A 26,781-nucleotide genomic window follows, 5' to 3' on the forward strand; every position below is an offset into this window, starting at 1 on the left:
AGTGCCGGCGGCGTCGAGCCGCGTCATCGCAGATCGGTCACAGGGGCGGCGTCCATATCGTCGAACGCCTGGTTCTCGCCGGCCATCGCCCAGATGAACGTGTAGGAGGACGTGCCGACGCCGGAGTGCAGCGACCACGAGGGAGAGATGACCGCCTGGCGGTCGGCGATCACGAGGTGGCGGGTCTCTTCGCGCTCGCCCATGAGGTGGATGACGCGGGCGTCCTCGGGCAGGTCGAAGTACAGGTAGCACTCGGTGCGGCGGTCGTGGGTGTGCGCCGGCATGGTGTTCCACATCGAGCCCGGGTGCAGCTCGGTGACGCCCATCACGATCTGGCAGCTCTTCACGCCGTTCTCGTGGATGTACTGATTGAGCGTGCGTCGGTTCGAGGTGAGCTGGTCGCCGAGCTCGCGCACGGTGCCCTCGCCGGGCGACACCAGAGCCGACGGGTATGCCGTGTGCGCCGGAGCCGAGAAGAGGTAGAACTGCGCCCCCGTCTCACCGGAGGCGTCGGCGAACGACACCTCTTTGATGCCGCGGCCGAGGTACAGGCAGGCGCCCTTGACGAGCGTGTAGACCTCGCCGTCGGCAGTGACCGTGCCCGTGCCGCCGACGTTGATGATGCCGACCTCGCGGTGCTCGAGGAAGTAGTCGCTGCGGATCTCGGGGTATCCGCCGAGCTCGAGCACCGCACCCGCGGGCACGGCGCCGCCGAGCACGATGCGGTCGTGGTGCGTGTAGGTGAGGCGGATCTCGCCCGGCACGAAGACATCGGGGATGAGGTACGTGTCGCGCAGGTCCTGCGTCGTCATGCCCGGGATCTGGGCGGGGTTGGTCGCGTAGCGCTGCGGGATGTGCGTCTCGGTCACGTGTTCTCTCCTGGTTCTGCGTGGATTTCTCGGGTGCGTGGGTTCAGCGGACGAGCCAGCCGCCGTCGACGGGGATGACGGCGCCGGTCACGTAGGCGGCGGCGTCCGAGGCGAGGAACACGAACACGCCTTGCAGATCGGATGCCTCGCCCCAGCGTCCTGCCGGGATGCGCGACAGGATCGATGCGGCGCGGTCCTCGTCGGCACGCAGCGGCGCGGTGTTGTCGGTCGCCATGTAACCGGGGGCGACGGCGTTGACGGTGACACGCGCAGCCGCCCACTCGTTCGCGAGCGCCTTGGTGAGCCCGGCGACGGCGTGCTTGGAGGCGGTGTATGCCGGAACGAGAATGCCTCCCTGGAACGACAGCATCGACGCGACGTTGATGATGCGCCCACCACCGTTCGCGAGCATGTGGCGCCCCGCGGCCTGCGACAGGTGGAAGACCGCGTCGAGGTTGACGGCGAGCACGTCGTCCCAGTCGCCGAGCGGGTACTCGGCAGCCGGCGCGCGCCGGATGGTACCCGCGTTGTTCACGAGGATGTCGAGGCCGCCGAGCTCGGCGATCACCTCGTCGACGGCCGCCGAGAGTTCGTCGGGCGTGGCCGACACGAGGTCGCGCTGCACGCGGTGGACGCGGCGACCGGTGGCTTCGATGAGCGCGGCGGTGGCCGACGCGTCGCCGCGGTCGAGCAGCGCCACGTCGGCGCCGGCCTCGGCGAGTGCGACGGCCGCGCCCTGGCCGAGGCCGCGGCTCGACCCGGTGACGAGCGCGACCTTGCCGTCGAGGCGGAACGAATCGAGGATCATGCGGCGGACTCCTGGCTTGCGACGAAACGGGTGGTGAGCTCTCCGAGCCCCGCGATGCGCACGGTGACCTCGTCGCCGTCGGCGAGCGGGCGGTGTGCGTCCTGGGCGGCGGGCAGCTTCTGCGGCGTGCCCGTCGAGACGATGTCGCCCGGCTCGAGGGTCAGCACCTGGCTGATGTGATGGATGACGTACGCCACGCTGAAGATCGTGGTCGAAGTCGACTGCGACACGGTCACGACCCCGTCGCGCACGACCTCGACGAGGAGGTCTTGGGGGTCCGGCGCCTCGTCGGGCGTGACGACCCACGGGCCGAGCGGCGCGAAGCCGTCGGAGCACTTGCCCAGTGCCCACTGGCTCTGCCGGCGCTGCCACGCGCGGTCCGACACGTCGTTGAGGATCGTGTACCCGCCGACGTGGTCGAGGGCATCCTCGAGCGACACGCGCTGCGCGCGCCGTCCGATCACCACGGCCACCTCGCCCTCGTAGTCGACGTCGGTCGCACCCGGCGGGATCACGACGGCGTCGTTCGGACCGGCGAGCGTGTTCGACGTCTTGACGAACACGTCCGGATACTCGGGGTCGTTCGCGGTCGGGTCGACGCCGTCCGGCACGTGTCCACGGTAGTTGTAGCCGAGGCAGAGGATCTTGCCCGGCACGACGGGGGCGAGAACGTCCGCCGCATCGACCACCGGAAGGGAATCCGCATCCGCCGACGCGACCGCTGCCCGCGCCGCGTCCAGAGCGGCGTCCGACGAGAGCAGGTCCGTCAGCGAACCCGCGATTCCGCCGAGGTCGAGCAGCCGATCGCCCGCGACGACCGCGGCCGGCCGCGCGCCCGCAGGCGTCGCGTACGTGACGAGCCTCACCAGTACTTCCTCCACTCCGGACGCGCGACGCGCATCAGGGCCTCGAGGTAGAAGTAGTCGCCCCAGAGCGTCCCCTCGTCGACGCCGTTGCCCTTCGGCAGGTCGTAGACCGAGTGCAGGATCAGCGCGTCGGAGTCCTCGGCGTTCACCGGCGTGTAGTTCGCGATGAGCGACGCCAGGATCGAGTGCGCCCGGGCGGTCCACTCGGCGGCGCGCTCAGCATCCGTCTCGACCTTCGCGAGCTCGAGCAGGCCGCACACCGCGATCGCGGCGGCGGAGCTGTCGCGCGGCGCGTCGCTGCCGTCGGTGTAGACGAGATCCCAGAACGGCACCTCGTCGGCAGGCAGGTGGCGCAGGAAGTACTCCGTGCAGCGACGGGATGCCTCGAGCAGGCGCTCGTCGCGGGTGACCGCGTAGTTCATCGCGAAGCCGTAGATGCCCCACGCCTGACCCCGGGCCCAGCACGACTCGTCGGCCGCGCCCTGCTCGGTGCCGCCGCGGAGCGCCTCGCCGGTCTCGGCGTCCCAGTAGAAGGTGTGGAACGTGGAGTCGTCCTCGCGGAGGATGTGCTCGCGCAGCTGCGCGGTGTGGCGCACGACGGCATCGGCGAAGCGGTCCTCGCCGGTCTGCTCGTGGGCCCATGTCAGCAGCGGCATATTCATGAGGCTGTCGATGATGGTGCGTCCGCGCTGGGCGGGGTCGGAGAGGTCGCCCCACGCCTGGATGATGCCCGCGGGCTCGAGGAACCGGCGCATCAGGTGGTCGGCGGCGAGCAGCGAGGCGTCACGGGCCCTCGGGTCGCCGACGAGGCGCCAGGCGGCGACCGTCGAGAGCGTGTAGAGGAAGCCGAGGTCGTGGGTGTCGAGGTCCTCCTCGGCGCTCACGCGACGCTCGAAGTCGGCTGCGTCGACCCGCGCGGCGTCGCGGTAGTCCTCTTCGCCCGTGAGCTCCCACGCGAGCCACAGCAGACCGGTGCGGAAGCTCGTGGTCCAGCCGCGGTTGCCGCCGAGCGGGATGCCCCCCTCGGCCGGACGCAGCTCGTAGCGGTCGTCCACCGTCGTGTCGTCGGGGTACGACCCCCCGAACTTCGCGATGTTGCGCCGGATCGTCGACAGCGCGGCGGCGATCGCCGCGTCGGTCGTGGTCTCGGTGGTGCCCGCGGCGGGCGAGGTGGACGTCATGGAGAGATTCCTTCTGAGGTATATGCAGAGAACGGATGCCGCGGGCTCAGGCCTGCGCGGCTGCCTTCTCGTCGAGATCGAGCACGGGGCGGAGTGTGAAGCGTGAGTTGGTCCACGCGAAGAAGAGGGCGGCGGAGGCCGTGAGGCCGAGCCCGAGGGCGGGCGCGGTGGCGAACACGGCGACCTGGGCCGACAGGGCGGCCAGCGACGCGGCCGTGAGGTACCAGCGGCGCAGGCTCAGGTAGAGGCCGGCACGCACGACGTCGCGGAGCCGTGCGGTCGGCACCTCGGCGATCGCGACCAGGGCGACCAGCCCCACCCCGACTGCGAGCAGCGCCAGCACGCCGAGGAGCGGCACGGTGAACACGGCGACGGCCGTGCTCGCCAGCATCCGCACGTCCACGAGCAGCACCACGACGACCGCCGCGACCGCGGCGCCGATCAGAAGCGCGCGACGCCACGTGGCGCGCAGCCCCGCGACGAACGCGCGGATCGGCCCCAGCCCGCCCTCCCCGTGCTCGCGGAACGCGCGGAACGCGGCGGCGAGGCCGGGGGCGGCGAGCGGCGCGGCGAGCGCGAGCAGCGGCCACGAGTACAGCGGGTCGGTCGTGACCAGCAGCACCACGAGCGGCAGCGACGAGACCACCAGCAGCAGGTTCACGATGAGGCCGAGGTAGATCATCCCGATGAGGGACGCCCACGTCTCGTGGGACACCAACCCGTTGAGCTTCTTCACGGCCTCAGCCCTTCAGACCGCTCGTCGCGATGCCCTCGACGAAGTACTTCTGGCCGAGTAGGAAGATGATCGCGATCGGGATGACCGAGATGGTCAGGCCCGCGAACAGCAGCGCATAGTTCGTGTCGAAGAGGTTCGAGACGAAGCCCTTGAGGCCGAGCTGGATCGTCCAGAGGTCGGGGTTGCGCAGGTAGATGAGCGGCCCCAGGTAGTCGTTCCAGGTGTTGACGAACGTGAGCAGCGTCAGCGAGGCGAGCGCCGGGATCGACAGCGGGAGCATGATCTTGCGCCAGATCGCGTACTCGCTGAGGCCGTCCAGACGCGCCGCCTCGGACAGCTCCTCGGGGATCGTCTCGTAGAACTGCTTCATCAGGAACACGCCGAACGCGCCGAACGCCTGCAGCAGGATGATCGACCACAGCGTGTTCGACACCTTGAAATTCGACAGCAGGATGAACTGCGGGATCATGTACGACTGCCACGGGACGGCGATCGTGCCGACGTACAGCAGGAACAGCACGTCGCGGCCGCGGAACCTCATGCGCGCGAAGCCGTAGGCGGCGAACGAGCCGGTCAGCACTTGCAGGAACGTGACGACCACGGCCAGGAACAGCGTGTTGCGGATCCAGACGAGCATGTTCGACTCGGTCCAGATGTCGATGTAGTTCTGCCACACCCATGTCTCGGGGAGCCACTGCACCGGCACGGAGAAGACCTCGTTGGCGGACTTGAAGGAGCTCAGCACCATCCACACGAACGGCGTCAGGAGTCCGATGGCGAAGATGACGAGTCCGACGTACATCGCGATGCGGGCGATGCGACGGCCGGGGGTCATCTTCTCGGTGTAAGCGACCTGGGGCTTTCGCTCCGGGATCTCTTCGGCGAGCTTGCGGAGTCCGCGACGCGCGCCCGCAGGGGCGGTGAAGTCGGAGACCAGGAGCTCGGCATCCTTCTCGATCTGCTCGGCCATCAGCTGCTCCGCTTCTTGTTCCAGAGGAACTGCACGATCGTGACGATGATGCACATGAAGAACAGCGCCACGGCAGCGGCCGACGCGTAGCCGAACTGGCTCTCTTCGAAGCCCTTGCGGTAGATGAACTGCGACATCACGAGGGTGGACTGACCCGGCCCGCCGTCGGTCATGACGAGGATCAGGTCGAAGATCTTGAACGAGTTGATCGTCAGCATCACGGTGACGAAGAACATGGTGGGACGCAGGCACGGCAGCGTCACGTTGACGAACCGCTGCCACACGTTCGCGCCGTCGACGCGGGCGGCCTCGTGCAGTTCGCGCGGGACGGTCTGCAGGCCCGCGAGGAAGAGGATCATGTAGTAGCCCATGTCACGCCACGTGCCGACGATGACGACGGCGGGCATGGCCCACTCGGGCGAGGTGAGCCATCCGGGCGGGTTCTGGATGCCGATGAAGCGGAGGAACTCGTTGATCGGCCCGTACTCGGGGCTGAAGAGCAGGTTCCACACGACCGCGATCGCGACGATCGAGGTGATGTACGGGAAGAACGCGGCGGTGCGGAAGAACGCGACGCCGCGGAGCTTGTTGTTCAGCAGCAGCGCGAGACCGAGCGAGACGACGATCGTCAGCGGGATGTGCAGCACCGAGTAGTACAGGGTGTTGAGCACCGAGATGCGGAAGCTGCCGTCGCCGATGAGGCGCGTGAAGTTGGCGAGGCCGACCCAGTCGGCCTTGCCGAAGACGTTCCAGTTGGTGAACGACATGTAGAACAGCACGACGATCGGGATGAGCGTGAGCAGCCCGAAGCCGATGAAGTTCGGAAGGATGAAGCTCCACCCGATGAGGGTGTTGCGCAGCCGCAGCTTCGAGCGCCGGCGGCGCACGGGCGGCGGCGCGGTGCCGGCCTCTGTGGCGGTGATGGTCGCCATGGCGGACCTCCAGTGGGGTGGTGAAGTCGGGGGGGCGGTGGCCGGTCCGCCGCAGGGTGCGGACCGGCCACCGGGACGGGCCCCGGAGGGCCCGGGGGGGGATCAGTCGGTGCCGACCTCGCTGGCCACGCGGTCCTGGGCCTCCTTGATGGCGTCCGAGACGCTCTTGGAGCCCGACATGATCGCGGTGTGCATGTCGCCGAGGATGCCCTGGATCGCCGCCGTCTTGCTCGACGTCGGGTTCTCGGGGTGCACCTCGTGCGTCGAGTACGCGAACTTCGACAGGTCGTCGGTGGGAGCACCGTCGACCGAGAAGTAGGTCTCGACGACCGGGTCGGTCAGCAGCGCCGGGGTGATGCCGATGTTCGCGAGCACCTGGGCGCCCTCTTCACCGGCGGCGAAGGCGAGGAACTTCTTGGCCGCGGCCACCTTCGACTCGTCGATGCCGGCGTTGATGCCGAAGCCGGTCGGGTCGCCGAAGGTCACCGGGGTGTTGTCGAGGCCGGCGGTCGAGGAGTCGACCTGCGGGATCGGCGCGATGCCCCACTCGAAGTCATCGGCATCGCCCGAGGCCTGCTGCGCGATCAGCGTCGCGACGAACCACGTGCCCATCTGGAGCATCGCGGCGTTCTGCTTGCCGAACTCGCCCTGGTAGGTGAGCTGGTTCGCCTTGGCGGTGTTGAAGTCCACCTGGTCGCCTGCCGACTGCAGTGCGAGCACGTTGTCGTAGAACGGCTCCATGTAGTCGTACTCGCCCTTGAGGATGTCGCCGTCGGACTGCGCGTTCGCGAAGCCCTGGACGGTCGACTGCCAGTTGTGCAGGTAGGCGCCCTTGGCCGAACCGCCGGCAGCGGCGATGCCCTCGGTCAGCGCTGCCGCGGCGTCGCTGTAGTCGTCCCACGTCCACGAGCCGTCGGGGTAGTCGACACCGGCCTGGTCGAAGAGTGCCTTGTTGTAGTACAGGACCCACGAGTCGTTGCGGTAGGGCACCGCGTACGCCGTGCCGTCCACCTCGTACGACTTGGCACCGCTGATGCCGTCGGGCAGCTCGACATCCGACACGTCGAGGAGCTGGCCGCCCTCGACGAACGTCGGGACGAACTTGACCTCCTTCTGCGTGATGATGTCGGGGCCGGAGCCCGCGGCGAGGTCGGCGGTGAGCAGCGTGTTGTACTCCGCCGCGTCGTAGCCCTTGAGCTCGACCGTGATGTCGGGGTTCTCCTCGTGGAACGCGTCGGCGAGCGCCTGGAACTCCGGCGTCGTGTCGAGGCTCCAGCCCGAGAGGGAGAGCGTGACCGGACCCGACGACTCCTCGGGCGCGGCCGCGTCGTCGCCACCGCCGCTGCAGCCGGCGAGAGCGAGCGTTGCGACCACGGCGATGCCGGCCGCGGCAGCGTATGAGCGCTTCATTCTGGGGGTACTCCTTTGTGATTGCGGACCCGTCCTCGGGCCCATCGGGTTACCGGTTCGCGGGGGATCCGGGGTGTGCGAGGCGACTCGTGGTCGCCGTTCCGTCCGGCCAGGTGACCGTGGCGGTGGTCTGGTCGCCGTCCTCGTCGAGGACGACGTGTGCCGCGTCGGCGGACGATGCGAGGTCTTCGGTGGTGAGCTCCACGAGCGTCGCGCTCCACGTGCCCGGCTCGACCGGGAACGACACGAGCGGCACGCCGGCGACCGGCCCCAGCGGGCTGGCGTCCTCGCGCGTCGCGACGTTCGTCTCGCCGTCGCCGAGAAGGGGACGGATGCTGCTGCTCAGGCCCTTCGCCAGTACCGAGGCGGCAGCATCCGTCGACGCGTCATCGAAGGACGCGGCTGCCAGAGCCCAGCCACCCACGCGGAGGCGGAGTGACGCCGCGTCGACGCCGGGCTCCAGCGAGTCGACGCGGGCGAGCCGCACCTCCCACGGGCCGCGCACGAGCGAGTGCACCTCGATGAGGCCGGCGATCTCGATGTCGCCGTCGATGCCGGAGCCGTGGCGCTGGGCCGACGGGCGGGGGTCGATCCAGTGGGCGCGCGAGACGGAGGCGGCGATGCCGACGCGGCCGCCCTCGCCGACCTGCACGCGCACATCGATGAGGTCCATCGCCGCGCGATGGGTCGCGCGGCCGGCGGCGTCCACCAGGGCGACAGACTGCTCGAGGGGCTCCTCGAACGCGCGCTGGTTCGCGAGTGGGCCCGCGGCGGTGGCGTACCCGATGCGGGCGTACAGCGGCGAGTCGCCGACGAGGCTGCCGTCGGCGGCGTGGTCGGTGCCGTGGTTGACGATGCGCACGATGCCGTCGGACTGCGTGCCCGAGATCACCCAGCCGGCTGGACGCACGGTGCGCAGCTCGTCGCCCGTCTCGATCGGCAGCGGCACGCTGTCCGCCGCCCACACGGGGTGATCGGCGGGGAGGGCGATGCCGAGGAGGCCCTTGACGGCCCAGTACGGTGAGCCGGGACCCGAGTACGACTGGGCGAGCTCGCGCCACTCGTGGTGCCAGCCCATGGTGAGGACGCCGTCCTCCCCCGGAACGCCGGCCCCGCCGAAGTGCGCGACGACGGCGTTCGCGGCACGACGCAGCTGTCCGAGCGGCACGGACGGGACCTCGGCGATCGCACCGACCCAGAACGGGGCGGCAGCGGCGAAGCGGTAGATGAGGCTGCGGCCCTGCACGAGCGGCGAGCCGTCGGCGCCGACGAGGGTCACGGCGTCCTGCAGGAAGCGGTCGAGGCGCGCGATGTCGCCGGGCGTGCGGCCGCCGGCGAGCTCTTCAGCGCCCTGCATGCGCGACCACAGCACGGGGTAGGTGTGCAGGGCCCAGCCGACGTAATGGTCGTAGGAGCGCTCGAAGCCGTCCGAGATCCAGCCGTCGTCCCGGACGAGCACATCGTGCAGAGCGAGGTCGTCGGCGATGTCGTCGGCCGACCACGGCCCGCCGACCGAGCGGAGGAACGTCTGCACGACGACGCGGAACCAGAGCCAGTTCGTCTTGGGGTATGTCGCATCGCCCACGACCGGCGCGAGGTAGTCGATGACCCGCTGCCGGGTGACCTCGTCGAGGCGGTCCCAGATCCACGGGCGCGTCATGTCGAGCACGAGTGCGAGCGACGCTGCCTCGACCTTGGCCTGAGCGTGCTCGTCGAGACGGACCCAGCGGTCCTCGGCCTCGGGGTCGACGCCCGTCACGATCCCGCGACGGTAGAAGTCGGCGAGGTCCTCGGTGCCCTCCCCCCGCGCCCCGGCGATGCGGAAGCCGGCGAGGAGGAACGTGCGGGCGAAACCCTCGAGCCCATCGACGGCGTGGCCGTAGCCGCCCTCGGCGCCCGGGAAGTGGATGCGGCCACCACCCGGCGAGGCGTGGGTGCGGGCGGTGTCGAGAAGGCGATCGGCGTAGGCGAGCCATTCGTCACGTGTCCAATCGAAGCCCGTCGCGATGTGCGCCGACGTGGTGGGCTGCTGGACCGTCACTGGATCTCCCTTGATGCCTTCTTCTCGCCGCTGGAATCTGATCAGCGGAAAGCGAACGTTTGGGACTGTAGCAACCCAATTCGTTCATTGCAAGGTTGTTTGAGATTCGTTATGATCGTTTATGATCGCTTTGAACTCATAGCGAGTCTCACTGCGAGGTGGATCCCCCGCCCCTGGTGAATCAACGAGGAGGAACCTTGACGACGGATGCCTCGACCGCGACCTTCGAGGGCGAGCTGGCCGCCGTCTACCACCGACAGGCCGGCGTAGACGGCGATCTCGGTGCGACCCTCGCCTCCCTCCTCGCGCCCGCGGAGGGCGCGCTCCCGGTCGCGACCTCCGCCGACCGCACCGTCTGGGGGCCCGACGGCAGCGCCGACCCCGTCGCCATCGCTGACGTCCTCGCCCGCGCCCACGACGACCTCGGCCGTCCGTGGGGCGTCCCGCTCGCCACCGCCGCGGCACGCATCCACGACGACGGCGACCGCGTCGGATGGGAGACCGTCGTCTTCGAGCGCCAGTTCCGCCTCGCCCGAGCGGCGATCGCCGCCGCGCATCACGCCGACGACCCCGAGCTCGGCCCCGGGTGGCTGGCCGAGGTGCTCGACGGCGTCTGGCTGATCTGCGAGCAGAGCAGCTGGTGCTGGCCCGCCCACGACGATGCGTTCCGGGAGCGCGGATCCGTGCTCCCCACGGTGACAGCCCCGTACCTCGACCTCGGCGCGGGCGAAGCGGTCGCCCTGCTCACATGGGTCGACCAGCTCCTCGGCGCACGGCTCGAGGCCCGGTACCCCGGCATCCGTTCCCGCATCCGCCACGAGGCGCGCGTGCGCGTGTTCCAGCCCTTCACCGATCGCCGCGACTGGCACTGGATCGGCCTCGACGGCGACGTGCACAACTGGAACCCGTGGATCCACGGCAACGTGATCACCGCGGCGCTGCGGCTGCTCGACGACCCGTCCGAAGCCGACGAGCGGGCGCGCATCGTCGCCCTGGCCATCGAAGGCATCGACCGGTACGTCTCGGCGCTGCCGGCCGACGGCGCGATCGACGAGGGCTACGCGTACTGGTGGAACGGCGCATGCCGCGCCCTCGAAGCCCTCGACATCGTGCGCCACGCGACCGGGGGAGTGCTCGACGCGTCCGGCATCGCGGCGCTGCGCGAGACCGTCGCGTTCCCGCACCGCATGCATCTCGGCGGCGACTGGTACCTGAACCTCGCCGATGGACAGGCGCGTGTCTCCGCCGCGCAGCCCTGGCACGCCCTGCATCGTGCCGCGTGGAACGCGGGAGACTCCGGTGCTGCCGCCCACGCCGCGTCGCATCGCTGCGCCGGCACCCCCGCGGCCACGGAGCACGAGGGTTTCGGGCGCCTGCTGCGCGGCATCACGGATCCGGTCTGGGTGAGCGCGGCATGCGACACGCCGCCGTTCCCCCGCGACGTCTGGCTGCCCTCGACCGAGGTGCTGCTCGCCCGGGAGCACGGCGGGACCGCGCGCGGCCTGACGGTCGCGGTCAAGGGCGGGCACAACGGCGAGCACCACAACCACAACGACGTCGGCTCGTTCGTCGTCGCGTCGGACGGCGTGCCCGTCATCGTCGACGCAGGCCGGCCGACGTACACCCTGCAGACCTTCGGGCCCGGCCGCTACGACATCTGGACGATGCAGAGCGGGTGGCACAACGTGCCCGTGATCGGCGGTGTCGAGCAGAGCCCCGGCGCCGAGTTCGCGGCCTCCGGCGTCGAGGTGTCCGTGGACGGCGCGTCCATGTCGCTCGACCTTTCGGGTGCGTACGCCGGCGCGGCGCCGTGGCGGCGCACGGTGCGCCTCGAGCGCGAGACGCGGCGCGTCGTGATCGAGGACGCGTGGCCGGCTTCGGCCGCCGAGCATGTCGAAACGCCCCGGACGGACGAGAAGACCCAGGTGCGGATGCTGCTGGCCGGCGATGTGCGCCGTGACGCGGCATCCGTCACCGTCACGCCGCTCGACGGCGCGACGCCCGTGCGCATCTCGTGGCCCGAGGGCGTGGAGGCCTCTCTCGTGGTGCGCGAACTAGACGACCCGGTGCTGTCGAGCGTGTGGGGCGCGCGACTCACCCGGCTCGATCTGGACGTGACGACGGCCGAGTCGGTCGCCGTCACGGTAGAACTGGACCTGACGAACGCGGAGGACGCCCGATGACCGACCAGACTCCGGCGCTGCTGGCCGCGGAACGGCGGGCGCACGTGATGGCCACGCTCGAACGCGACGGCGCCGTGCGGGTCGCGCAGCTCATGGACGAACTCGGCGTCGCCCCGGTGACTCTGCGCCGCGACCTCGCCCAGATGGAGCGCGAGGGGCTGCTCGTCCGCGTCCACGGCGGCGCTGTGCCTCCCGCGGGGGGATTCGACGACGTCGAGCCGGGGCATCAGCCCACCTCCGCTCGGACGGGGTCGATCGCGATGCTCGTGCCGTCGCTCAGCTTCTACTGGCCGAGCGTCGTGCGCGGCGCCGAGACCGAGGCGACGCGCCACGGTCTGCGCGTGGTGCTGCGCGGCGCGTCGTACGAGCTGCAGGACGAGCGCCCGGTGCTCGAGCGGCTCGTCCACACCGAGGGCGTGCGCGGGCTCGTCGTCGCGCCGAACACCGACACGCCCCACGCGCAGGACGTCGTGCAGTGGCTCGCCGAGTGCGGTGTTCCCAACGTGCTGGTGGAGCGGGACGCGGTAGTGCTGCCGGACGGCAGCCCGGTCGAGAACGTCACGACCGACCATGCTCTCGGCGCCGTGCTCGCGGCCCGGCACCTCGCCTCGCTCGGCCACCGCCGCGTCGGGCTCATCATCGCGCGGGACTCGCCCACGTCGCGCAAGATCGCCGCCGGCTGGCAGGCCGCCTGCCTCGAGCTCGGCCTCACCCCGTCTGACCACTTCGAGACGAGCCTGCCGCCGCGCACGAGTCCCGACTTCTCGGCGGTCGTGGACGCGACGCTCGACGCGGCGCTGTCGAACTCGGTCACGGCCATCCTGGTGCACTCCGACCCGGAGGCGATGGCGTTCGTCGATCTGGCGCTGAACCGGGGGATCTCGGTGCCCGGCGACCTGTCGGTCGTCGCCTACGACGACGAGGTGGCCGAGCTCTTCACGCCCGCGCTCACCGCGGTGAGCCCGCCCCGCAACTCGGTCGGTCGTGCGGCCGTCGATCTGCTGGCACGGCGCATCGAGGACCCCACGCGCCCGGTGCACCGCGTCGTGCTCAACCCCACGCTGAACGTGCGCGGCTCGACGGCTCCGCCCCGGGGCGCGTAGGCGCGCAATCGCGCGGGGCTCGCTAGAGTTCCGCCATGGGGGAGGACGTCCCGGCACAGGAGTTCACCCGCGCCGACCGCACACGCCATCGCGAGAAGGTCCGGCGCAACCTCGACGTGTTCGCGCGCATGCTGCGCGAGGCGCACTTCGACACCGATGACCCGCTGACGGGTCTCGAGGTCGAGCTGAATCTCGTCGACGACGACGGCGACCCCGCGCTGCGCAACGCGGAGGCTCTGGAAGCGATCGCGGATGCTGCGTTCCAGACCGAGCTCGGACAGTTCAACATCGAGATCAACGTGCCGCCGGCGCGCCTGCGCGAAGGCGGCCTCACGACCTTCGAGGAGGGCCTGCGGCGCAGCCTCAACCACGCCGAAGAGCGGTCGTCGACGGTCGGCGCGCACCTCGTGATGATCGGCATCCTTCCGACGCTCGGCGAGGGGCACCTGCGGCCCGACAGCATCAGCGCCAATCCGCGGTACCGGCTGCTCAGCGAGCAGATCCTCGCCGCGCGCGGCGAGGACATCCTGATCAAGATCGACGGGCCCGAGCGACTGCTCACGACGGCGGACTCGATCCTTCCCGAGGCGGCCTGCACCAGCACGCAGCTGCACGTCCAGACCTCGCCGGACTCGTTCGCGGCGTACTGGAACGCCTCGCAGGCGATCGCGGGCGTGCAGCTCGCGATGTCGGCGAACTCGCCGTATCTGCTGGGCAAGGAGCTGTGGCGCGAGACGCGGATCCCGCTGTTCGAGCAGGCCACCGACACCCGCAGCGAGGAGCTGAAGGTGCAGGGCGTGCGGCCGCGGGTGTGGTTCGGCGAGCGCTGGATCACCTCGGTGTTCGACCTCTTCGAGGAGAACGTCCGGTACTTCCCGGCGCTCCTGCCGATCGTCCACGACGACGATCCGATGGCGGTGCTCGACGCCGGCGGCATCCCGGCGCTCGCGGAGCTGCGCCTGCACAACGGCACGGTCTACCGGTGGAACCGCCCGATCTACGACGTCGCCGACGGTGTGCCGCACCTGCGCGTCGAGAACCGCCTGCTCGCCGCCGGACCGACGGTCGCCGACATCATGGCCAACGCCGCGTTCTACTTCGGGCTCGTACGCGCGATCGCCGAGAACGACCGCCCGCTGTGGTCGCAGCTGTCGTTCACCGCCGCCGAGGAGAACTTCCACAGCGCCGCCCGCGACGGCATCGACGCCCAGCAGTACTGGCCAGGCGTCGGGCAGGTGCCGGCGACCGAGCTCGTGCTGCGGCGCCTGTTGCCGCTCGCGCATCGAGGTCTCGAGGCGTGGGGGGTCGAGGCATCCGTCCGCGATCGCCTGCTCGGCATCATCGAAGGTCGGTGTCTCACCGGTGTCACCGGAGCCGGTTGGTTCACGGACCGCATGCGTCGCCGGGCGGACATGGATCGCTACGACGCGCTGCGCGCCACCCTGCTCGAGTACCGCGAGGCGATGCACACGAACGAGCCTGTGCACACCTGGGAATGACGCGGGCCTACCGCGTCAGCCGGCGAGGGCGGCCGCACGCCAGTCGGTGAGCACGCGAGCCGCGGCGCGCGTGTGGGCCCACGGCATCTCGGGCACCTCGAGCCGTCCCTCGGCGAGCGCCAGCGACAGCGCGTCGGCCTCGGCGGCCATCGGCTGCACCACCGGCAGCTCGACGACGCGCTCGTCAGTCCCGCGGCGCACGATCAGCGTCGACGGGCTCTCGGTGCGGCTGCCCCAGACGTTCGGCAGCACGACCTCGGCGTCGGCGAATCGCAGCACGCCGGTGTCGGACAGGTTCTCGATCACCGATGTCGCGATCCCGGCCGTCAGGTCGCCGAACGCGAGCTCGGCGGACGCCGTGCCGTCGACGCCACTCACCAGCTCGGCCTCGAACGCCCGGTACTCCGGCGCGATCGGCTGCCCCGCCGCGGCCGCGAGGTCGATCGCGAGCGCCAGCGGGTAGCACCCCACGTCGAGGATCGCGCCGCCCCCGACCGCCGGGTCGAACAGACGTCCCTCGCGCGTACCGGCGTCGAAGCCGAAGGCCCCCTCGAATCGCCGGGGTGTTCCGAGCTCACCGCCGGCGGCGAGCTCGCGCAGCGACTCGGCGAACGGGCCGAAACGCGTCTTGAACGCCTCGAGGAAGGGGCGCTGCGCGCGCTGCGCCGCGTCCAGGATCCGCTCGACCTCCGCGAGCGTCGGACTGGCGGGCTTCTCGCAGAGCACAGCCTTGCCCGCTTCGAGAGAGCGGATCGCGAGGTCGGCGTGGGCCGTGTGGACCGTCCCGACGTACACCGCGTCCACGTCGTCGCGCGCCAGGATCTCGTCGTAGGTTCCGGATGCCTCGGCCCCGTGCGCCGTTGCGAACGCCGAGGCGCGTTCGGCCGACGAGCTGCCCACGGCATGCAGCATCCCGAATTCCGATGCCCGCAGTCCGACCACGAAGTCCCGGCTGATCTGCCCCGGCCCGAGGACCGCCCATCTCGTCTGCAGCTGCGCCATGGCCCGATGCTACCGAGCCGTGGGCTCGTCACACTCCGGTCAGGCGATCGGCTCCGCCGCCTCGCGCGCTGCTCGCGCGGAGGACCGGATGGCACCGATGCTCGCGGCGATGACCAGTGCGATGCCGAGGAGCTCGAGCCACGTCATATGTTGCCCGAGGAATATGAACCCCGCGAGCGCCGCGGTCGCCGGTGCAAGGCTCATCAGGATCGCGAAGACGGCCGCCGGAAGGCGTCGAAGAGCGATGAGCTCGAACGCGTACGGGATCGTCGACGACAGCACCGCCACCGCTGCACCGAGCGCGACGATCTCGATCCGCAGGAGGGCGGCTCCGGCATCCGCGATGCCGAAGGGGAGGGCGATGAGGGCACCGATCGTCATCGCGAGCGCGAGCCCGTCGAGCTTGGGGAACGCCCGCCCGACGCGCGCCGAGGACAGGATGTAGAACGCCCAGCTGCCGGCGGCGCCGAGCGCGAACAGCACGCCGAGCGGGTCGAGGCGGTCCCATCCGCCGCCGCCCAGAGCCACGACTCCGGCGAGGGCCAGGAGCGCCCATAGCCACGCCGACGCCCGGCGGGCCGCGACGATCGACAGCACGAGGGGGCCCAGCACCTCGATGGTCACGGTGACCCCGAGGGGAAGGCGCTCGAGGGCGAGGTAGAACAGGCCGTTCATCAGCGCGAGCACCAGTCCGAAGAGCGCCACCGCCGTCCAGTCGGCGCGTGAGTGACCGCGCACGCGGGGTCGCGCGATCAGCAGCAGCACGATGGCCGAGAACACCAGGCGCAGCATGACCATGCCGAGCGGCCCGACCTGCGGGAACAGCAGGACGGCGATCGACGCGCCGACCTCCTGGCAGGCGAGGCCGGCGATCACCAGCAGGATCGCGGGCGTCGTCCCCGGCCGGCCGCCGCTCGAGACCCTCGTGCTCCCGGAACCTGACCGGGCGTTCACTCCGATGCCGGCGGAGTGCAGACCGCGAGCGTGTCGATCGCGGCGTGGTACTGCTCGGCGGTCCAGGGAAGACCGGCCTCCGGCGCCGTCTCGCCTGCCGTGGCGGGCGTCTTCGACGCGATCGCCGCCAGCTCCCACGCGAGGTACTCGCCCACCGCGGCGTCGGCAGCCGAGTTGTTCAGGACGATCGCGACGGTCAGCCCGGTCGCGGGATCGGCGAAGGCCGCGGTGATGTACCCGGGCACCTTGCCGTACTGGCCGATGAGCGATCCGGCGATCAGCGCGCCGCCGTCCGCGGCGTACCACGACGGGGCATCGGCGGCGACCGCCACGGGTGCGTTGAAGCGGTCGTCGTCCTCGACGAGGGAGCCCGACGCCAGCGACTGCACGTAGCGGCCGAGATCGTGGATGTCGGTGATCACGCCGGCGTCGGTGAAGCCGCTGCTGGACGACGCCGTGGTGAGATCGAGCGGCTGCGCGCAGTCGAGCGCGCCCTCGGCGTTGTTGACCGACTGCCCGCCTTTGAGCACGCCCGAGTCGGGGAGCTCTCCGAGTGCGGTGGCATCGAGGCCGAGTGGATCAGCGACATAGCCGTGGATGAGGTCGGCGGCCGTCGCCTCGGTCGCACGTTCCAGCGCGAGGCCGAGCAGCACGTACCCCGCGTCGGAGTCGCGATAGGCGACGCCCGGGTCGGCCGTGCGCGGCTGGCCGAGGCCGAAGCTCGCCAGATACCGCGGATCCCAGTTCCGGCCGGGATTCGAGAGCCAGGACGAGTACAGCTGACCGGCGTACGAGCCGATGCCGGACGTCCCGTCGCAGAGCTCGATGAGCGTCACGTCCTTCAGGTCGGGCACGCCCGAGACGTACTCGGTGATGCTGTCGTCGAGCTTCACCTTGCCCTCGGCGGCGGCCTCGAACAACACGTCGCACGTCATGGCGCGCGTGACCTTGCCGGCACGGAACACCAGGTCGTCAGTGACCTCGCCCCCGCCGTCCGGGCGCTGCGTGCCGAGGCCGGCGACCCAGCTCCCGCTCCACGGCGCCCACACGCCCACGATCGCCCCTGAGGACCCGGTGACGCCCATCGCGTGGGTGACGGCATCCGTCAGCTGCTGCACGGTCTCGTCGGCGAAGGCAGCGGTCGTCTGAGGAGGTACGTCCGGCTGGATGTCGCCTTCGAAAGAACACCCGGCGAAGAGCAGAGCGGATGTGACGGCACCGGCGACGACCGCGATGGCGCGTCGATGTGTGGAGCGGGTCCGCATTCTCACCCCCCGATGATCGTGCAATGAATTCAAACACACCATGGTCGCTTGCGTTGAACGGCGATCCGTAGGGTGATGGCATGACCCATCACTTCGACGACGCCGCCCTCACCGGCGTGCTCGGCCACATGAACGGCGACCACGCCGACGACAACCTCCTGATCTCGCGGGCGTTCGCCGCGGACGCGGGAGTGGCCGCGGCCGAGATCAGCGCCGCGACGATGACCGGGTTCGACGGGGATCGAGGGGTCTGGGAGGCGACGCTCGCCGACGGGGCGACGGCCGAGATCGCCGTCGCGTGGCCGTCGGGCCCGATCACGGAGCGCCGCGAGGTGCGCCGCGAGATCGTCGCCCTCTACGACGAGGCGTGCCACCGCCTCGGCATCGAGCCCCGACCGCACGCATAGGAAATTTGTGGTTAGGTTCGCCTTATCTTCAGTTAGCATGAAGGTATGAGCGACCCGATCCCGTTCTCCACCGCCCTGCGCGAGCGCTCCAGCAGCTCGCACTCGTCGAGCGAGCACTCCGGCTTCATGGCCGACCTCATGAAGGGGGAGGGCACACGCGAGGACTACGTCGCCCTCGTGGTGCAGCACTGGTTCATCTACGAGGCGCTCGAGCGCACCGCCGGCCAGATGCGCAACGACCCGGTCGCGGCGGTGTTCATCTCCGACAAGCTCACACGGCTTCCCGCGCTCGAGGCCGACCTCGAGTTCCTCGTCGGTCCCGACTGGCGCGACCGCATCGAGCCGCTCCCGACGACGCGCCGCTACGTCGACCGCATCAACGAGGTCGGCGCGACGTGGGCGGGCGGGTTCGTCGCGCACCACTACACGCGCTACCTCGGCGACCTCTCGGGCGGCCAGTTCATCGGGCGCCTGATGGCCCGCCGCTTCGGGTTCGACACGAACGGCATCGGCTTCTACCTGTTCGATGACATCGCCGACCCGAAGTCCTTCAAGGACGTGTATCGCGAGCAGCTGGACGCGGCCCCGTGGGATGCCGCGGAGCAGGAGCGCGTGATCGACGAGGTCCTGCTGGCGTACCGCTTCAACACCGAGCTCTTCGAGGATCTGGCCGCCGCCAAGGCCGCTCAGGCATCGCACGTCGCCTGACGCGGGTCAGGCGACGGGTGTGCCGCGCACCGCGGACGCCATGAATCGCCGCACGTCGGGGTCGACCTGGATGTCGCGGGGCCGCAGTGGCCGTGAGAGGTACAGACCGTCGAGCGAGGTCAGTCGCGACAGCGCGACGTACGTCTGCCCCGGCGCGAAGGCCCCGGAGCCGAGGTCGATGATCGCGCGGTCGTAGGTCTTGCCCTGCGACTTGTGGATCGTCACCGCCCACGCCAGCCGCAGCGGGAACTGCGTGAACTCGGCCACGATGTCGCGGGTGAGCGTCTTGGACCCGGGGTTGTACGAGTAGCGGTACTTCTCCCACACCGACGGCTCGACGTCGAACTCCTCGCCCTCGACGTCGACCCGCACGGTCTCGCCGGCGATGCGGGTGACCGTTCCGATCGTGCCGTTGACCCACCGCGGCGGCTCGCCGAAGGCGGCGGTGTCGTTGCGCAGGAACATCACCTGGGCGCCGACCTTCAGCTTGAGCTCGAGATCGGCCGGGTACGCGGCATCCCCTCGTCCGAAGTCGCCGTTGACCTCCGCCATCGCCGTCTGCTCCCGGCCCACGAGCTCGGCGAGGTGGCGGCGGTTGATGTTGTTGACGATGTCGTTGCGCGTCGCGAGCGTGATGATCGGGTGCTCGCCGTCGAGCGGGTCCGGGGGAGTGCGCGAGCCGGTCGTGTTGAGCACCTCGGCGATGTCGGCCGTCACGCGGCCGTACCGCACGGCATTGAGCATCGCCTTGAACGCCGGATCGGACTGGCGGTGGATGTCGACGAGTTCTCGGATGTTGAGGTCGGCGCCGTACGACCCGACGTCGAGGATGCCGTCGGTCGCCGCCTCGCCCACCCACACCTTGGCGTCGAAGAACCAGAACGACCGGTAATGGTCCTGCACGTACCGCAGCTCGTCGCCGCGAGGCGGCACGGGCGCGAGCTGGTACGGGTCGCCGAACATGACGATCTGCGTGCCGCCGAACGGCTCGCCGCGCCGCCCACGCGCCTTGCGCAGCGAACGGTCGATCGCGTCCATGAGGTCGGCGTTGACCATCGAGATCTCGTCGATCACGAGGGTGTCGATCGCGTTGAGCAGCTTGCGGGTGGCGTCGGACTGGTCCTCGTCGTGCGAGCCGATGATGCCGAGCGGCAGCTTGAAGAGCGAGTGGATCGTCTGGCCCTCGACGTTGAGGGCCGCGACTCCCGTCGGCGCGCACACCGCGATCTGCTTGTTCGTGTTCCACGCGAGGTGCTGCAGCAGCGTCGACTTGCCCGTGCCCGCGCGCCCCGTCACGAACACGTGCTCGCGGGTGTCTTCGATGAGCCGGAACAGCGCCTCCTGCTCGGCAGACAGAGGCGGAGTGTTCACCGACTCATGTTAACGAGCGGATGCCGTGTCCCGGCCCTTCGCGCCGCGATCGGTGGACACCCGCCCGCTCTCCACAGGCGGTTCGTCGGCCTCGCGCCAGCGGCCGGTGCCCGCCACGACCTCGTCCATGATCGCCCGGAACCGTGGGCACGTCGTGATGTCGTGAGACCGGCAGCGCAGGGCGTGCTCGGTCATGCGCCGCGAACGCTCCATGTCGGCCATACGACCCTCGAGGTCGGCGAGGTGCTCCTCGAGCACGCGGTGCCGCTCGGGCGCCTGCTCGTCCAGCAGCACGCCGATCTGCTCGAGGCTCATGCCGGCGTTCTTGCTCCGCACGATCACGCCGATGCGCACCAGGTCGTCGTCTCCGTAGCGGCGGCGCCCGCCGCCGTCGCGGTCGGGCCGCAGCAGCCCCACTTCCTCCCAGTGCCGCAGCACGTTCGTGGGCAGCGAGAACCTGGCGGCGGCGTCTCCGATCGGCAGACTTGACTTCATGTCGACATGAAGTCACAGGATCGAGGCGGACGCAATCCGACGAGAGGATCCCCATGTACGACGTCATCGTGATCGGCGGCGGCCCGGCCGGCCTCCAGGCCGCGCTCACCATCGGCCGCATGCACCGCAGCGTGCTCCTGCTCGACTCCGGCCAGTACCGCAACGCGACGGTCGAGCACGCCCACAACCTCCTCACCAACGACGGCCGCAGCCCGGCCGAGCTGCGCCGGCTCGCCCGTGACGAACTCGGCGCCTACGACACCGTCGAGGTGCGCACGACGGCCGTCACCGCCGTGTCGGGATCGATCGGCGACTTCGAGGTGACCACCGCCGACAGCACGGAACGCGCAGCGCGCCTCGTGCTCGCGACGGGCATGCGCGACGAGCTGCCGCCGGTCCCCGGCCTCGCCGAGCAGTGGGGGCGCCTCGTCGCGCAGTGCCCGTTCTGCCACGGCCACGAGTTCGCCGGCCGGCGCGTCGGCATCCTCATCGACGGCGAGCACGCCGAGATGATCGAACGGATGCTGCGCCCCGTCGTCGCGTCCGCCTTCATCGCACGCCCCGCCGCCGTCGCCCTCTTGACAGAGGTCGACGGCGGGCTCGAGCTCGCGCTCGCCGACGGGTCGGTCGAGCACGTCGCCGGCGTCTTCACCGCCGCGACGGCGACGCAGCGCGCTCCGTTCGCCGACCAGCTCGGCTGCGGCAGCCTCCCGAGCGGCGGTGTGGAGATCGATGCGATGGGGCGCACCACGGTGCCCGGCGTGTACGCGGGCGGCGACATGGCGCACCTGGCGGCCGTCCCGGGTCCCATGGTGTCGTTGGCCGCCGCGATCGCCTCCGGCCAGCTCGCCGGCGCGAGCGCGGTGCGCGACGCGATCACGCCCTGACCGGCGCGCGCGGGTACGGCAATGAGCCGAGTGGACTTCGAGTCCCAACCTCGCAGTCCACAGGGCCCTCCCGGCCAGCATTTCCTAGACTGGGCGCGTGGACCAGGGGGTGATGGACACGTCGTCCGGTCGCGCGAGTGCGCGTCCGGCCGCTCCGGCGACCCCTGACGCGGCGCCCGCGACCCCCGAGTCGCAGGTCATCCAGCCGCCCGAAAAGCGGCGCACGCGCCGCCGCCTCGTGCTCGATCTGACCCTGCTCGGTGTCGTCGGCGTGGTTCTCGTCGGCGCCGCGTTCGCCGCCTGGGAAGTGATGCAGCGCGAGTTCTACAGCCCGAAGGCGTTCGTCGAGCGCTACGTCCAGCTGCTCGCCGAGGGGCGCGCGGCCGATGCCCTCGCAGTGCCCGGGGTCGCCGTGACGTCGGCAGAGCTCGAGGCGGCCGGACTTCCGCCCACGGCGTCCGAGGCGCTGCTGCGCAGCTCCGCGCTCGCGCCGATCCGCGACGCGCACGTCGTGTCGGAGGAGCTCGACGGCGACGTCACACACGTCACCATCGAGTACACGGCACGCGGACACGACGGCCGCACGACCTTCTCGGTCGAGCGCGACGGCTCCATCGGCCTCGCGCCGACGTGGCGGTTCGCGAAGAGCCCGCTGGCGGTCATGAACCTCGGTGTCACGGGCTCGATGGTCTTCGACGTGAACGGCTTCGAACTCGACAAGCGCCAGGTCTCCCCGGAAGGGGCGGATGCCGACCCCGCCGCACCGGTCTCGCTCCTGGTCTTCTCGCCCGGGCTGTACTCGGTGTCGGTCGACACCGCGATCTCGAGCACCCCGGGTGTCGCGGTGCTCTCCGACAGCCCGTTCCGCGCGATCCCCGTCAATGTCGTGGCTCAGCCGACCGAGAAGTTCCTCAGCGTCGTTCAGGAGAAGGTCGAGGAGTTCCTCACGTCCTGCGCGACGCAGGAGGTGCTGCAGCCGACCGCGTGCCCGTTCGGCTTCTTCGTGGAGGACCGCATCACTTCGCTCCCGAAGTGGTCGATCACGCAGCAGCCGACCGTCGCGGTCGAGCCCGACGGTGCCGGCTGGTCGATCCTCGCCGCGGAGGCGGTCGCGCACATCGAGGTCGGCATCCGCTCGCTCTTCGACGGCCGCGTGCGCGACGTCAGCGAGGACGTCCCCTTCATCGTCAAGGGCACGATCACCGTGCGCCCCGACGGCACCGCGACGATCGTCGTGACCGGCCCCGACACGACCTGACGCTCGGTCGCCCGCGTGCGGTGCGCCATGATGGGTGCCGGGGTCGATGATGAGGTCGCAGGAAGGCATCGCGCGGTGGATTCCCGCCGTCGCGACCGTGCGCGGCTACCAGCGCGCCTGGCTCTGGCCCGACGTGCGGGCGGGCATCGTCGTGACCGCACTGCTGATCCCCGCGGGCATGGGCTACGCCGAGGTCGCGGGGCTCCCGCCCGTGACCGGCCTGTACGCGACCATCGTGCCGCTGCTGGCGTACGCGGTGTTCGGCCCGTCGCGGGTGCTCGTGCTCGGCCCGGACTCGTCGCTCGCCCCGATCATCGCGGCCGCCATCCTCCCGCTCGCCCTGGGCGATCCGTCGCGCGCCGTCGCGCTCGCGGGGCTGCTGGCGATCATGGTCGGCGCGCTGCTCATCATCGGCGGCCTGGTGCGCCTCGGGTTCGTGACCGATCTGCTGTCTAAGCCGATCCGCGTCGGCTACCTGAACGCGATCGCGGTCATCGTCATCGTGTCGCAGCTGCCGAAGCTGCTGGGCTTCTCCGTCGAGGCGCCCTCGCTGTGGCGGGGAGCGGTCGCCACGGGCGAGGGCATCGTGGGCGGCAGCATCGATCCCGTCGCCGCAGCGTTCGGCGTCGGCTCCCTCGTGGTGATCTTCGCCCTGAAGGCACTGCGCTTGCCCGTGCCGGGAGTGCTCGTGGTCGTGGTCGTCTCGATGGTCCTCACCGCGATCCTCGGCGTGTCGGCGCTGCCCGTGGTCGGCGCGCTGCCGCAGGGCCTTCCCGCGCCCGCCCTCGGCGGGCTGGAGTGGACGGATGTCGCATCCCTGGCGCTGCCTGCCGCCGGCATCGCGCTCATCGCGTTCACCGACACGGCCGTGCTGTCGCGCACGTTCGCCGCCCGCCGCGGCGACAGCGTCGACGGCAGCCAGGAGATGGCCGGGCTCGGCATCGCGAACGTCGCCGGCGGCGCGCTCGGCGGCTTCCCGGTCTCGGCGTCGTCGTCGCGCACTCCGGTCGCCGAGCAGGCGGGAGCACGCACCCAGCTCACCGGCGTGGTCGGCGCCGTGCTGCTGATCGTGTTCATCCTCGCCCTGCCGGGACTCACCGAGTTCCTCCCGTCGGCGACCCTCGCCGCCGTCGTCATGAGCGCCGCGATCGGCCTCATCGACGCCCGCGGGTTCGTGCGGCTCGTCCGCATCAACCTCGTCGATGCGGTGCTCTCGGCGGCGGCCTTCCTCGGCGTGCTCGTGTTCGGCGTGCTCCAGGGCATCGTCATCACGATCGGGCTGTCGTTCATCGCCTTCGTCAACCGCTCGTGGCGGCCCTACAAGGCCGAGCTCGGCCGTGTCGCGGGCCTCCGCGGCTATCACGACCTCTCGCGCAATCCCGAGGGCGCCCGCGTTCCGGGCATCGTCATCGTGCGATTCGACGCACCGCTGTTCTTCGCGAACGGCGCGATCTTCGACGACTGGGTGCGCTCGCGCGTGCGGTCCGCGGGACCGGACGTCCGCACGGTGATCCTCGCCGCCGAGCCCATCACCGATATCGACACCACCGCGGCCGACGAGCTCGTCGAGCTCGACGAGTACCTCGAGGCGCGCGGCATCCGTCTCGTCATCGCGGAGATGAAGTCGCCCGTCGTCGACACGCTCGCCCGCTACCGCCTCACCGGCCGCTTCACGTCCGACCGCTTCGCCCCGACGGTCGGAGCCGCCGTCGACGAGGTCACGGGCACGCTGCGCGGCGACATCGGCGGGACGAAATGGGATGCTGCGCCCGGAACTCCCCGCCGCGACGCGGGTGACCACACCCCGGATCGCGCGAAGGAGTAGTCTCAGCCGCCGGTCCGCGCGTCGCGCTCGGCGAGCTCCGCCAGGCGGGCGTTGTACGCCTCGAGCTCGGCATCACCGGTGCGGTCGGCGTGGCGGTCGCGGCGCTTGGTCTCGCGGTCGTCGCTGCGGCTCCACTGGATCGCCACCGTGATCGCGAGGATGAGCGTGGGGATCTCGCCGATCGACCAGGCGATGCCGCCGCCGGTGTACTGGTCCTCGAGGGGCGTCGCACCCCACGTGCGGCCCATCGAGCCGAACCACTCGGCGATCATCAGGCCCTCCTGCATCATGATCGCGATGCCGAAGAACGCGTGCATCGCCATCACGCCGATGAGCAGCAGGAGGCGCCCCGGATAGGGGAGGCGGTAGGGCACCGGGTCGATCCCGATGAGGCTCATCACGAAGAGGTACCCCGTGATGAGGAAGTGCGCGGTCATCCACTCGTGCCCGAGGTGGTCGTACAGCGACCAGCGGAACAGGTCGGTGTAGTAGAAGACCCAGAGCGAGCCGATGAACAGACCCGCGGCGACGAAGGGGTTCGTGAGGATGCGCGCCACCGGCGAGTGCACGACCCAGAGGAGCCACTCGCGGCCGCCGCGGGTGGCGTCGTCGCGCTTGTGGATCGCGCGCGCCGCGAGCGTGATGGGTGCCCCCGGCACGAGAAGCAGGGGGATCGCCATGGTCAGGAGCATGTGCCCGACCATGTGCATGCTGAACAGGTAGTCCTGGTAGACGTTGATCACGCCGCCGGTGACCCACACGAGCAGCAGCCAGCCGACGACCCACATGACCGTGCGGTACACCGGCCACGCGTCGCCGCGGCGCCGCAGGCGCCAGACGCCCACGAGGTAGAAGAAGATCGCGAACCCGGCGATGACCGCCCACAGCAGGTCGACGTTCCACGCCGTGAACCAGCGGTCGATCGTCAGCTCGGGCGGCAGCGGGGCCCCGGTGAGGCGCTCGGCCGGTGTGGGCGTCTGGGGGATCAGCGGCGCGACCGGCGGGGGCGTGCGCGCGAGGGCCGCCGCCGCACCGCTCGCGACGCCCATCAGCACCAGTTCGAAGGCGATGAGCGTCCAGAAGGCGCGGGTCGCAGCATCCGTTGTCCTCATCCTCCCGATGAGGCGGGTGCGGTACCAGGCGCCGAACAGACCGAGCGCGATTAGCGCCAGCACCTTCACGCCGAGGATCACGCCGTACGGCGAGATGAGAGCCGACCAGTCCTGGAGGCCGATCGCCGCGCGCACGGTGCCCGACACGGCGACCACGACGAACGCGGCGAGCGCGATGCTCGAATAGCGGGCGACGGTCGCGACGCTGTCGCCCCGGGACTGCAGCGGCCGCACGATGACGATGAGCAGTAGCCCGCCCAGCCACACCGCCGCGGCGATGATGTGCAGGATCAGCGCGGTCATCGCCTCGTGGTGGAACGCCTCCTCACCGGAGTGGCCCTGGGTCCCCATCGGGACGAGGGATGCCGTGGCCAGTAGCGCCACGAAGAAGGTCGCGGTCCACGAGCGCACGGCGAAGGTCAGCACCGTGAGGGCGGCGCCGGCGATCGTGGTGATGAGCCACGTGCGGCCGACCTCGGTCTCGACGATGAAGCGGCCGAGCTGCGCCCCGAACTCCGGGCCGATGCTGAGGACCGGATTGAAAGCGTCGACGAACGTCAGGAACCCGGTGGCGGCCGCGGCCATCGTGAACACGGCGGCCGAGATCGACGCGGTGTCGAGGGCGATGTCGAATTCGCGGTCCCCGGCCCGCAGCGTGAACAGCGCCGTCACCAGCACGCCGACCATACCGGCGGCCGAGAGGTTGACGAAGAGCTTCGCGGTCGGAAGCCCCCAGCGGACGAACGGCCCGGGGTCGGCGATCGCGAGCGGCGCGGTGCCCCCGCCGAACGCCAGTGCCCACATCATGACCGCGAGCGCGGCCACGACGAGGATGACGGGCCCGACGGCCCGCAGGGCGCGGGGGTTCACCCCTCAAGCCTACGTCGCGGTGCCTGTGC

23 protein-coding genes are annotated in these 26,781 nt (G+C 70.6%); 8 read left to right on the forward strand and 15 right to left on the reverse strand.

What is annotated here, in order from left to right; all coding sequences use genetic code 11:
• Nucleotides 1-23: 23 nt before the first annotated feature.
• The 9 genes from kduI to J2Y46_RS03895 all read right to left on the reverse strand — a co-directional run bounded on the left by kduI (nucleotide 24) and on the right by J2Y46_RS03895 (nucleotide 9,813).
• Nucleotides 24-869: a 5-dehydro-4-deoxy-D-glucuronate isomerase gene (kduI, locus tag J2Y46_RS03855; RefSeq protein WP_084695738.1), complete on the reverse strand. Its 846-nt coding sequence runs from the start codon at nucleotides 867-869 to the stop codon at nucleotides 24-26.
• A gap of 43 nt (nucleotides 870-912) precedes the next feature.
• Nucleotides 913-1,677 (reverse strand): 2-dehydro-3-deoxy-D-gluconate 5-dehydrogenase KduD, encoded by a 765-nt coding sequence (gene kduD / locus J2Y46_RS03860; RefSeq protein WP_045301764.1) that lies wholly within the window; start codon nucleotides 1,675-1,677, stop codon nucleotides 913-915.
• A complete protein-coding gene (locus J2Y46_RS03865) occupies nucleotides 1,674-2,543 on the reverse strand; it encodes a fumarylacetoacetate hydrolase family protein (RefSeq protein WP_310240346.1) in 870 nt (289 codons plus the stop codon). The genes kduD and J2Y46_RS03865 overlap by 4 nt, the downstream gene beginning before the upstream one ends.
• The gene (locus J2Y46_RS03870; protein ID WP_310240348.1) at nucleotides 2,540-3,724 is read right to left on the reverse strand and encodes a glycoside hydrolase family 88 protein; all 1,185 of its coding nucleotides are present in this window, start codon (nucleotides 3,722-3,724) and stop codon (nucleotides 2,540-2,542) included. The genes J2Y46_RS03865 and J2Y46_RS03870 overlap by 4 nt, the downstream gene beginning before the upstream one ends.
• Before the next feature lie 46 nt (nucleotides 3,725-3,770).
• Nucleotides 3,771-4,460 (reverse strand): ferredoxin-NADPH reductase, encoded by a 690-nt coding sequence (locus tag J2Y46_RS03875; protein ID WP_310240350.1) that lies wholly within the window; start codon nucleotides 4,458-4,460, stop codon nucleotides 3,771-3,773.
• A gap of 4 nt (nucleotides 4,461-4,464) precedes the next feature.
• A complete protein-coding gene (locus J2Y46_RS03880; RefSeq protein ID WP_310240352.1) occupies nucleotides 4,465-5,430 on the reverse strand; it encodes a carbohydrate ABC transporter permease in 966 nt (321 codons plus the stop codon).
• Entirely contained in the window at nucleotides 5,430-6,362 is a 933-nt protein-coding gene (locus J2Y46_RS03885) for a carbohydrate ABC transporter permease (RefSeq protein WP_052676912.1), read from the reverse strand. The genes J2Y46_RS03880 and J2Y46_RS03885 overlap by 1 nt, the downstream gene beginning before the upstream one ends.
• 102 nt (nucleotides 6,363-6,464) lie before the next feature.
• The gene (locus tag J2Y46_RS03890) at nucleotides 6,465-7,772 is read right to left on the reverse strand and encodes an ABC transporter substrate-binding protein (RefSeq protein WP_045301772.1); all 1,308 of its coding nucleotides are present in this window, start codon (nucleotides 7,770-7,772) and stop codon (nucleotides 6,465-6,467) included.
• Between the two features lie 49 nt (nucleotides 7,773-7,821).
• Nucleotides 7,822-9,813: a DUF2264 domain-containing protein gene (locus tag J2Y46_RS03895; protein WP_310240355.1), complete on the reverse strand. Its 1,992-nt coding sequence runs from the start codon at nucleotides 9,811-9,813 to the stop codon at nucleotides 7,822-7,824.
• A 197-nt stretch (nucleotides 9,814-10,010) separates the two neighbouring features.
• Between J2Y46_RS03895 and J2Y46_RS03900 the strand changes: the two genes are divergently transcribed.
• The 3 genes from J2Y46_RS03900 to J2Y46_RS03910 are packed head-to-tail and all read left to right on the forward strand — an operon-like array spanning nucleotide 10,011 to nucleotide 14,598.
• On the forward strand, nucleotides 10,011-11,996 hold the full coding sequence (locus J2Y46_RS03900) for a heparinase II/III family protein (protein WP_310240357.1): 1,986 nt from the start codon (nucleotides 10,011-10,013) through the stop codon (nucleotides 11,994-11,996).
• Entirely contained in the window at nucleotides 11,993-13,099 is a 1,107-nt protein-coding gene (locus J2Y46_RS03905; protein WP_310240359.1) for a substrate-binding domain-containing protein, read from the forward strand. Before J2Y46_RS03900 ends, J2Y46_RS03905 begins: the two co-directional genes overlap by 4 nt.
• A 35-nt stretch (nucleotides 13,100-13,134) precedes the next feature.
• The gene (locus J2Y46_RS03910; protein ID WP_310240361.1) at nucleotides 13,135-14,598 is read left to right on the forward strand and encodes a glutamate-cysteine ligase family protein; all 1,464 of its coding nucleotides are present in this window, start codon (nucleotides 13,135-13,137) and stop codon (nucleotides 14,596-14,598) included.
• A 15-nt stretch (nucleotides 14,599-14,613) separates the two neighbouring features.
• Here the strand turns inward: J2Y46_RS03910 and J2Y46_RS03915 are convergent, their stop codons facing one another.
• From J2Y46_RS03915 to J2Y46_RS03925, 3 genes are all read right to left on the reverse strand, one after another.
• Nucleotides 14,614-15,600 (reverse strand): Gfo/Idh/MocA family oxidoreductase, encoded by a 987-nt coding sequence (locus J2Y46_RS03915; protein WP_310240364.1) that lies wholly within the window; start codon nucleotides 15,598-15,600, stop codon nucleotides 14,614-14,616.
• Between the two features lie 39 nt (nucleotides 15,601-15,639).
• Nucleotides 15,640-16,482, reverse strand: a complete 843-nt coding sequence (locus J2Y46_RS03920) for an EamA family transporter (RefSeq protein WP_310241088.1) — start codon at nucleotides 16,480-16,482, stop codon at nucleotides 15,640-15,642.
• Nucleotides 16,483-16,550: 68 nt separating this feature from the next.
• Nucleotides 16,551-17,819, reverse strand: a complete 1,269-nt coding sequence (locus J2Y46_RS03925; RefSeq protein WP_045301783.1) for a serine hydrolase — start codon at nucleotides 17,817-17,819, stop codon at nucleotides 16,551-16,553.
• A gap of 80 nt (nucleotides 17,820-17,899) precedes the next feature.
• Here J2Y46_RS03925 and J2Y46_RS03930 point away from each other — a divergent pair, with 80 nt between their 5' ends.
• Together J2Y46_RS03930 and J2Y46_RS03935 are read left to right on the forward strand one after the other, a co-directional pair.
• Nucleotides 17,900-18,226, forward strand: a complete 327-nt coding sequence (locus J2Y46_RS03930; protein WP_310240366.1) for a DUF2470 domain-containing protein — start codon at nucleotides 17,900-17,902, stop codon at nucleotides 18,224-18,226.
• A 45-nt stretch (nucleotides 18,227-18,271) separates the two neighbouring features.
• Nucleotides 18,272-18,934 (forward strand): biliverdin-producing heme oxygenase, encoded by a 663-nt coding sequence (locus J2Y46_RS03935; protein ID WP_310240368.1) that lies wholly within the window; start codon nucleotides 18,272-18,274, stop codon nucleotides 18,932-18,934.
• A gap of 6 nt (nucleotides 18,935-18,940) precedes the next feature.
• On the opposite strand, the gene J2Y46_RS03940 is transcribed toward J2Y46_RS03935, so the two are convergent.
• Both J2Y46_RS03940 and J2Y46_RS03945 read right to left on the reverse strand, forming a co-directional pair.
• A complete protein-coding gene (locus tag J2Y46_RS03940) occupies nucleotides 18,941-20,305 on the reverse strand; it encodes a DEAD/DEAH box helicase (protein WP_310240369.1) in 1,365 nt (454 codons plus the stop codon).
• 9 nt (nucleotides 20,306-20,314) lie between these two features.
• Complete coding sequence (locus tag J2Y46_RS03945; protein ID WP_310240371.1) at nucleotides 20,315-20,800, reverse strand: MerR family transcriptional regulator; 486 nt, start codon at nucleotides 20,798-20,800, stop codon at nucleotides 20,315-20,317.
• A gap of 53 nt (nucleotides 20,801-20,853) precedes the next feature.
• On the opposite strand from J2Y46_RS03945, the gene J2Y46_RS03950 reads away from it, so the two are divergent.
• The 3 genes from J2Y46_RS03950 (at nucleotide 20,854) to J2Y46_RS03960 (ending at nucleotide 24,770) form a co-directional block, all read left to right on the forward strand.
• Nucleotides 20,854-21,687, forward strand: a complete 834-nt coding sequence (locus tag J2Y46_RS03950; RefSeq protein WP_310240372.1) for an NAD(P)/FAD-dependent oxidoreductase — start codon at nucleotides 20,854-20,856, stop codon at nucleotides 21,685-21,687.
• A 112-nt stretch (nucleotides 21,688-21,799) separates the two neighbouring features.
• Complete coding sequence (locus J2Y46_RS03955; protein WP_396653149.1) at nucleotides 21,800-22,945, forward strand: hypothetical protein; 1,146 nt, start codon at nucleotides 21,800-21,802, stop codon at nucleotides 22,943-22,945.
• Nucleotides 22,946-22,994: 49 nt separating this feature from the next.
• Complete coding sequence (locus J2Y46_RS03960) at nucleotides 22,995-24,770, forward strand: SulP family inorganic anion transporter (protein WP_310240376.1); 1,776 nt, start codon at nucleotides 22,995-22,997, stop codon at nucleotides 24,768-24,770.
• A gap of 2 nt (nucleotides 24,771-24,772) precedes the next feature.
• Here J2Y46_RS03960 and J2Y46_RS03965 read toward each other — a convergent pair whose 3' ends face one another.
• Nucleotides 24,773-26,752 carry a cytochrome c oxidase assembly protein gene (locus tag J2Y46_RS03965; protein WP_045301791.1) on the reverse strand — a complete coding sequence of 660 codons (1,980 nt, stop codon included), beginning with the start codon at nucleotides 26,750-26,752 and terminating at the stop codon, nucleotides 24,773-24,775.
• Between the last annotated feature and the right edge of the window lie 29 nt (nucleotides 26,753-26,781).

The sequence above is a fragment of the Microbacterium sp. BE35 genome (assembly GCF_031457705.1).
Lineage (GTDB): Bacteria > Actinomycetota > Actinomycetes > Actinomycetales > Microbacteriaceae > Microbacterium > Microbacterium trichothecenolyticum.

What these genes read in the sequence shown, in the direction of transcription:
- kduD (WP_045301764.1), bottom strand. Translation starts at nt 1,677, where the DNA reads ATGATCCTCGATTCGTTCCGCCTCGACGGCAAGGTCGCGCTCGTCACC.
- J2Y46_RS03870 (WP_310240348.1), bottom strand. Translation starts at nt 3,724, where the DNA reads ATGACGTCCACCTCGCCCGCCGCGGGCACCACCGAGACCACGACCGAC.
- J2Y46_RS03880 (WP_310240352.1), bottom strand. Translation starts at nt 5,430, where the DNA reads ATGGCCGAGCAGATCGAGAAGGATGCCGAGCTCCTGGTCTCCGACTTC.
- J2Y46_RS03885 (WP_052676912.1), bottom strand. Translation starts at nt 6,362, where the DNA reads ATGGCGACCATCACCGCCACAGAGGCCGGCACCGCGCCGCCGCCCGTG.
- J2Y46_RS03890 (WP_045301772.1), bottom strand. Translation starts at nt 7,772, where the DNA reads ATGAAGCGCTCATACGCTGCCGCGGCCGGCATCGCCGTGGTCGCAACG.
- J2Y46_RS03905 (WP_310240359.1), top strand. Translation starts at nt 11,993, where the DNA reads ATGACCGACCAGACTCCGGCGCTGCTGGCCGCGGAACGGCGGGCGCAC.
- J2Y46_RS03910 (WP_310240361.1), top strand. Translation starts at nt 13,135, where the DNA reads ATGGGGGAGGACGTCCCGGCACAGGAGTTCACCCGCGCCGACCGCACA.
- J2Y46_RS03915 (WP_310240364.1), bottom strand. Translation starts at nt 15,600, where the DNA reads ATGGCGCAGCTGCAGACGAGATGGGCGGTCCTCGGGCCGGGGCAGATC.
- J2Y46_RS03925 (WP_045301783.1), bottom strand. Translation starts at nt 17,819, where the DNA reads ATGCGGACCCGCTCCACACATCGACGCGCCATCGCGGTCGTCGCCGGT.
- J2Y46_RS03930 (WP_310240366.1), top strand. Translation starts at nt 17,900, where the DNA reads ATGACCCATCACTTCGACGACGCCGCCCTCACCGGCGTGCTCGGCCAC.
- J2Y46_RS03935 (WP_310240368.1), top strand. Translation starts at nt 18,272, where the DNA reads ATGAGCGACCCGATCCCGTTCTCCACCGCCCTGCGCGAGCGCTCCAGC.
- J2Y46_RS03945 (WP_310240371.1), bottom strand. Translation starts at nt 20,800, where the DNA reads ATGAAGTCAAGTCTGCCGATCGGAGACGCCGCCGCCAGGTTCTCGCTG.
- J2Y46_RS03950 (WP_310240372.1), top strand. Translation starts at nt 20,854, where the DNA reads ATGTACGACGTCATCGTGATCGGCGGCGGCCCGGCCGGCCTCCAGGCC.
- J2Y46_RS03955 (WP_396653149.1), top strand. Translation starts at nt 21,800, where the DNA reads ATGGACACGTCGTCCGGTCGCGCGAGTGCGCGTCCGGCCGCTCCGGCG.
- J2Y46_RS03960 (WP_310240376.1), top strand. Translation starts at nt 22,995, where the DNA reads ATGAGGTCGCAGGAAGGCATCGCGCGGTGGATTCCCGCCGTCGCGACC.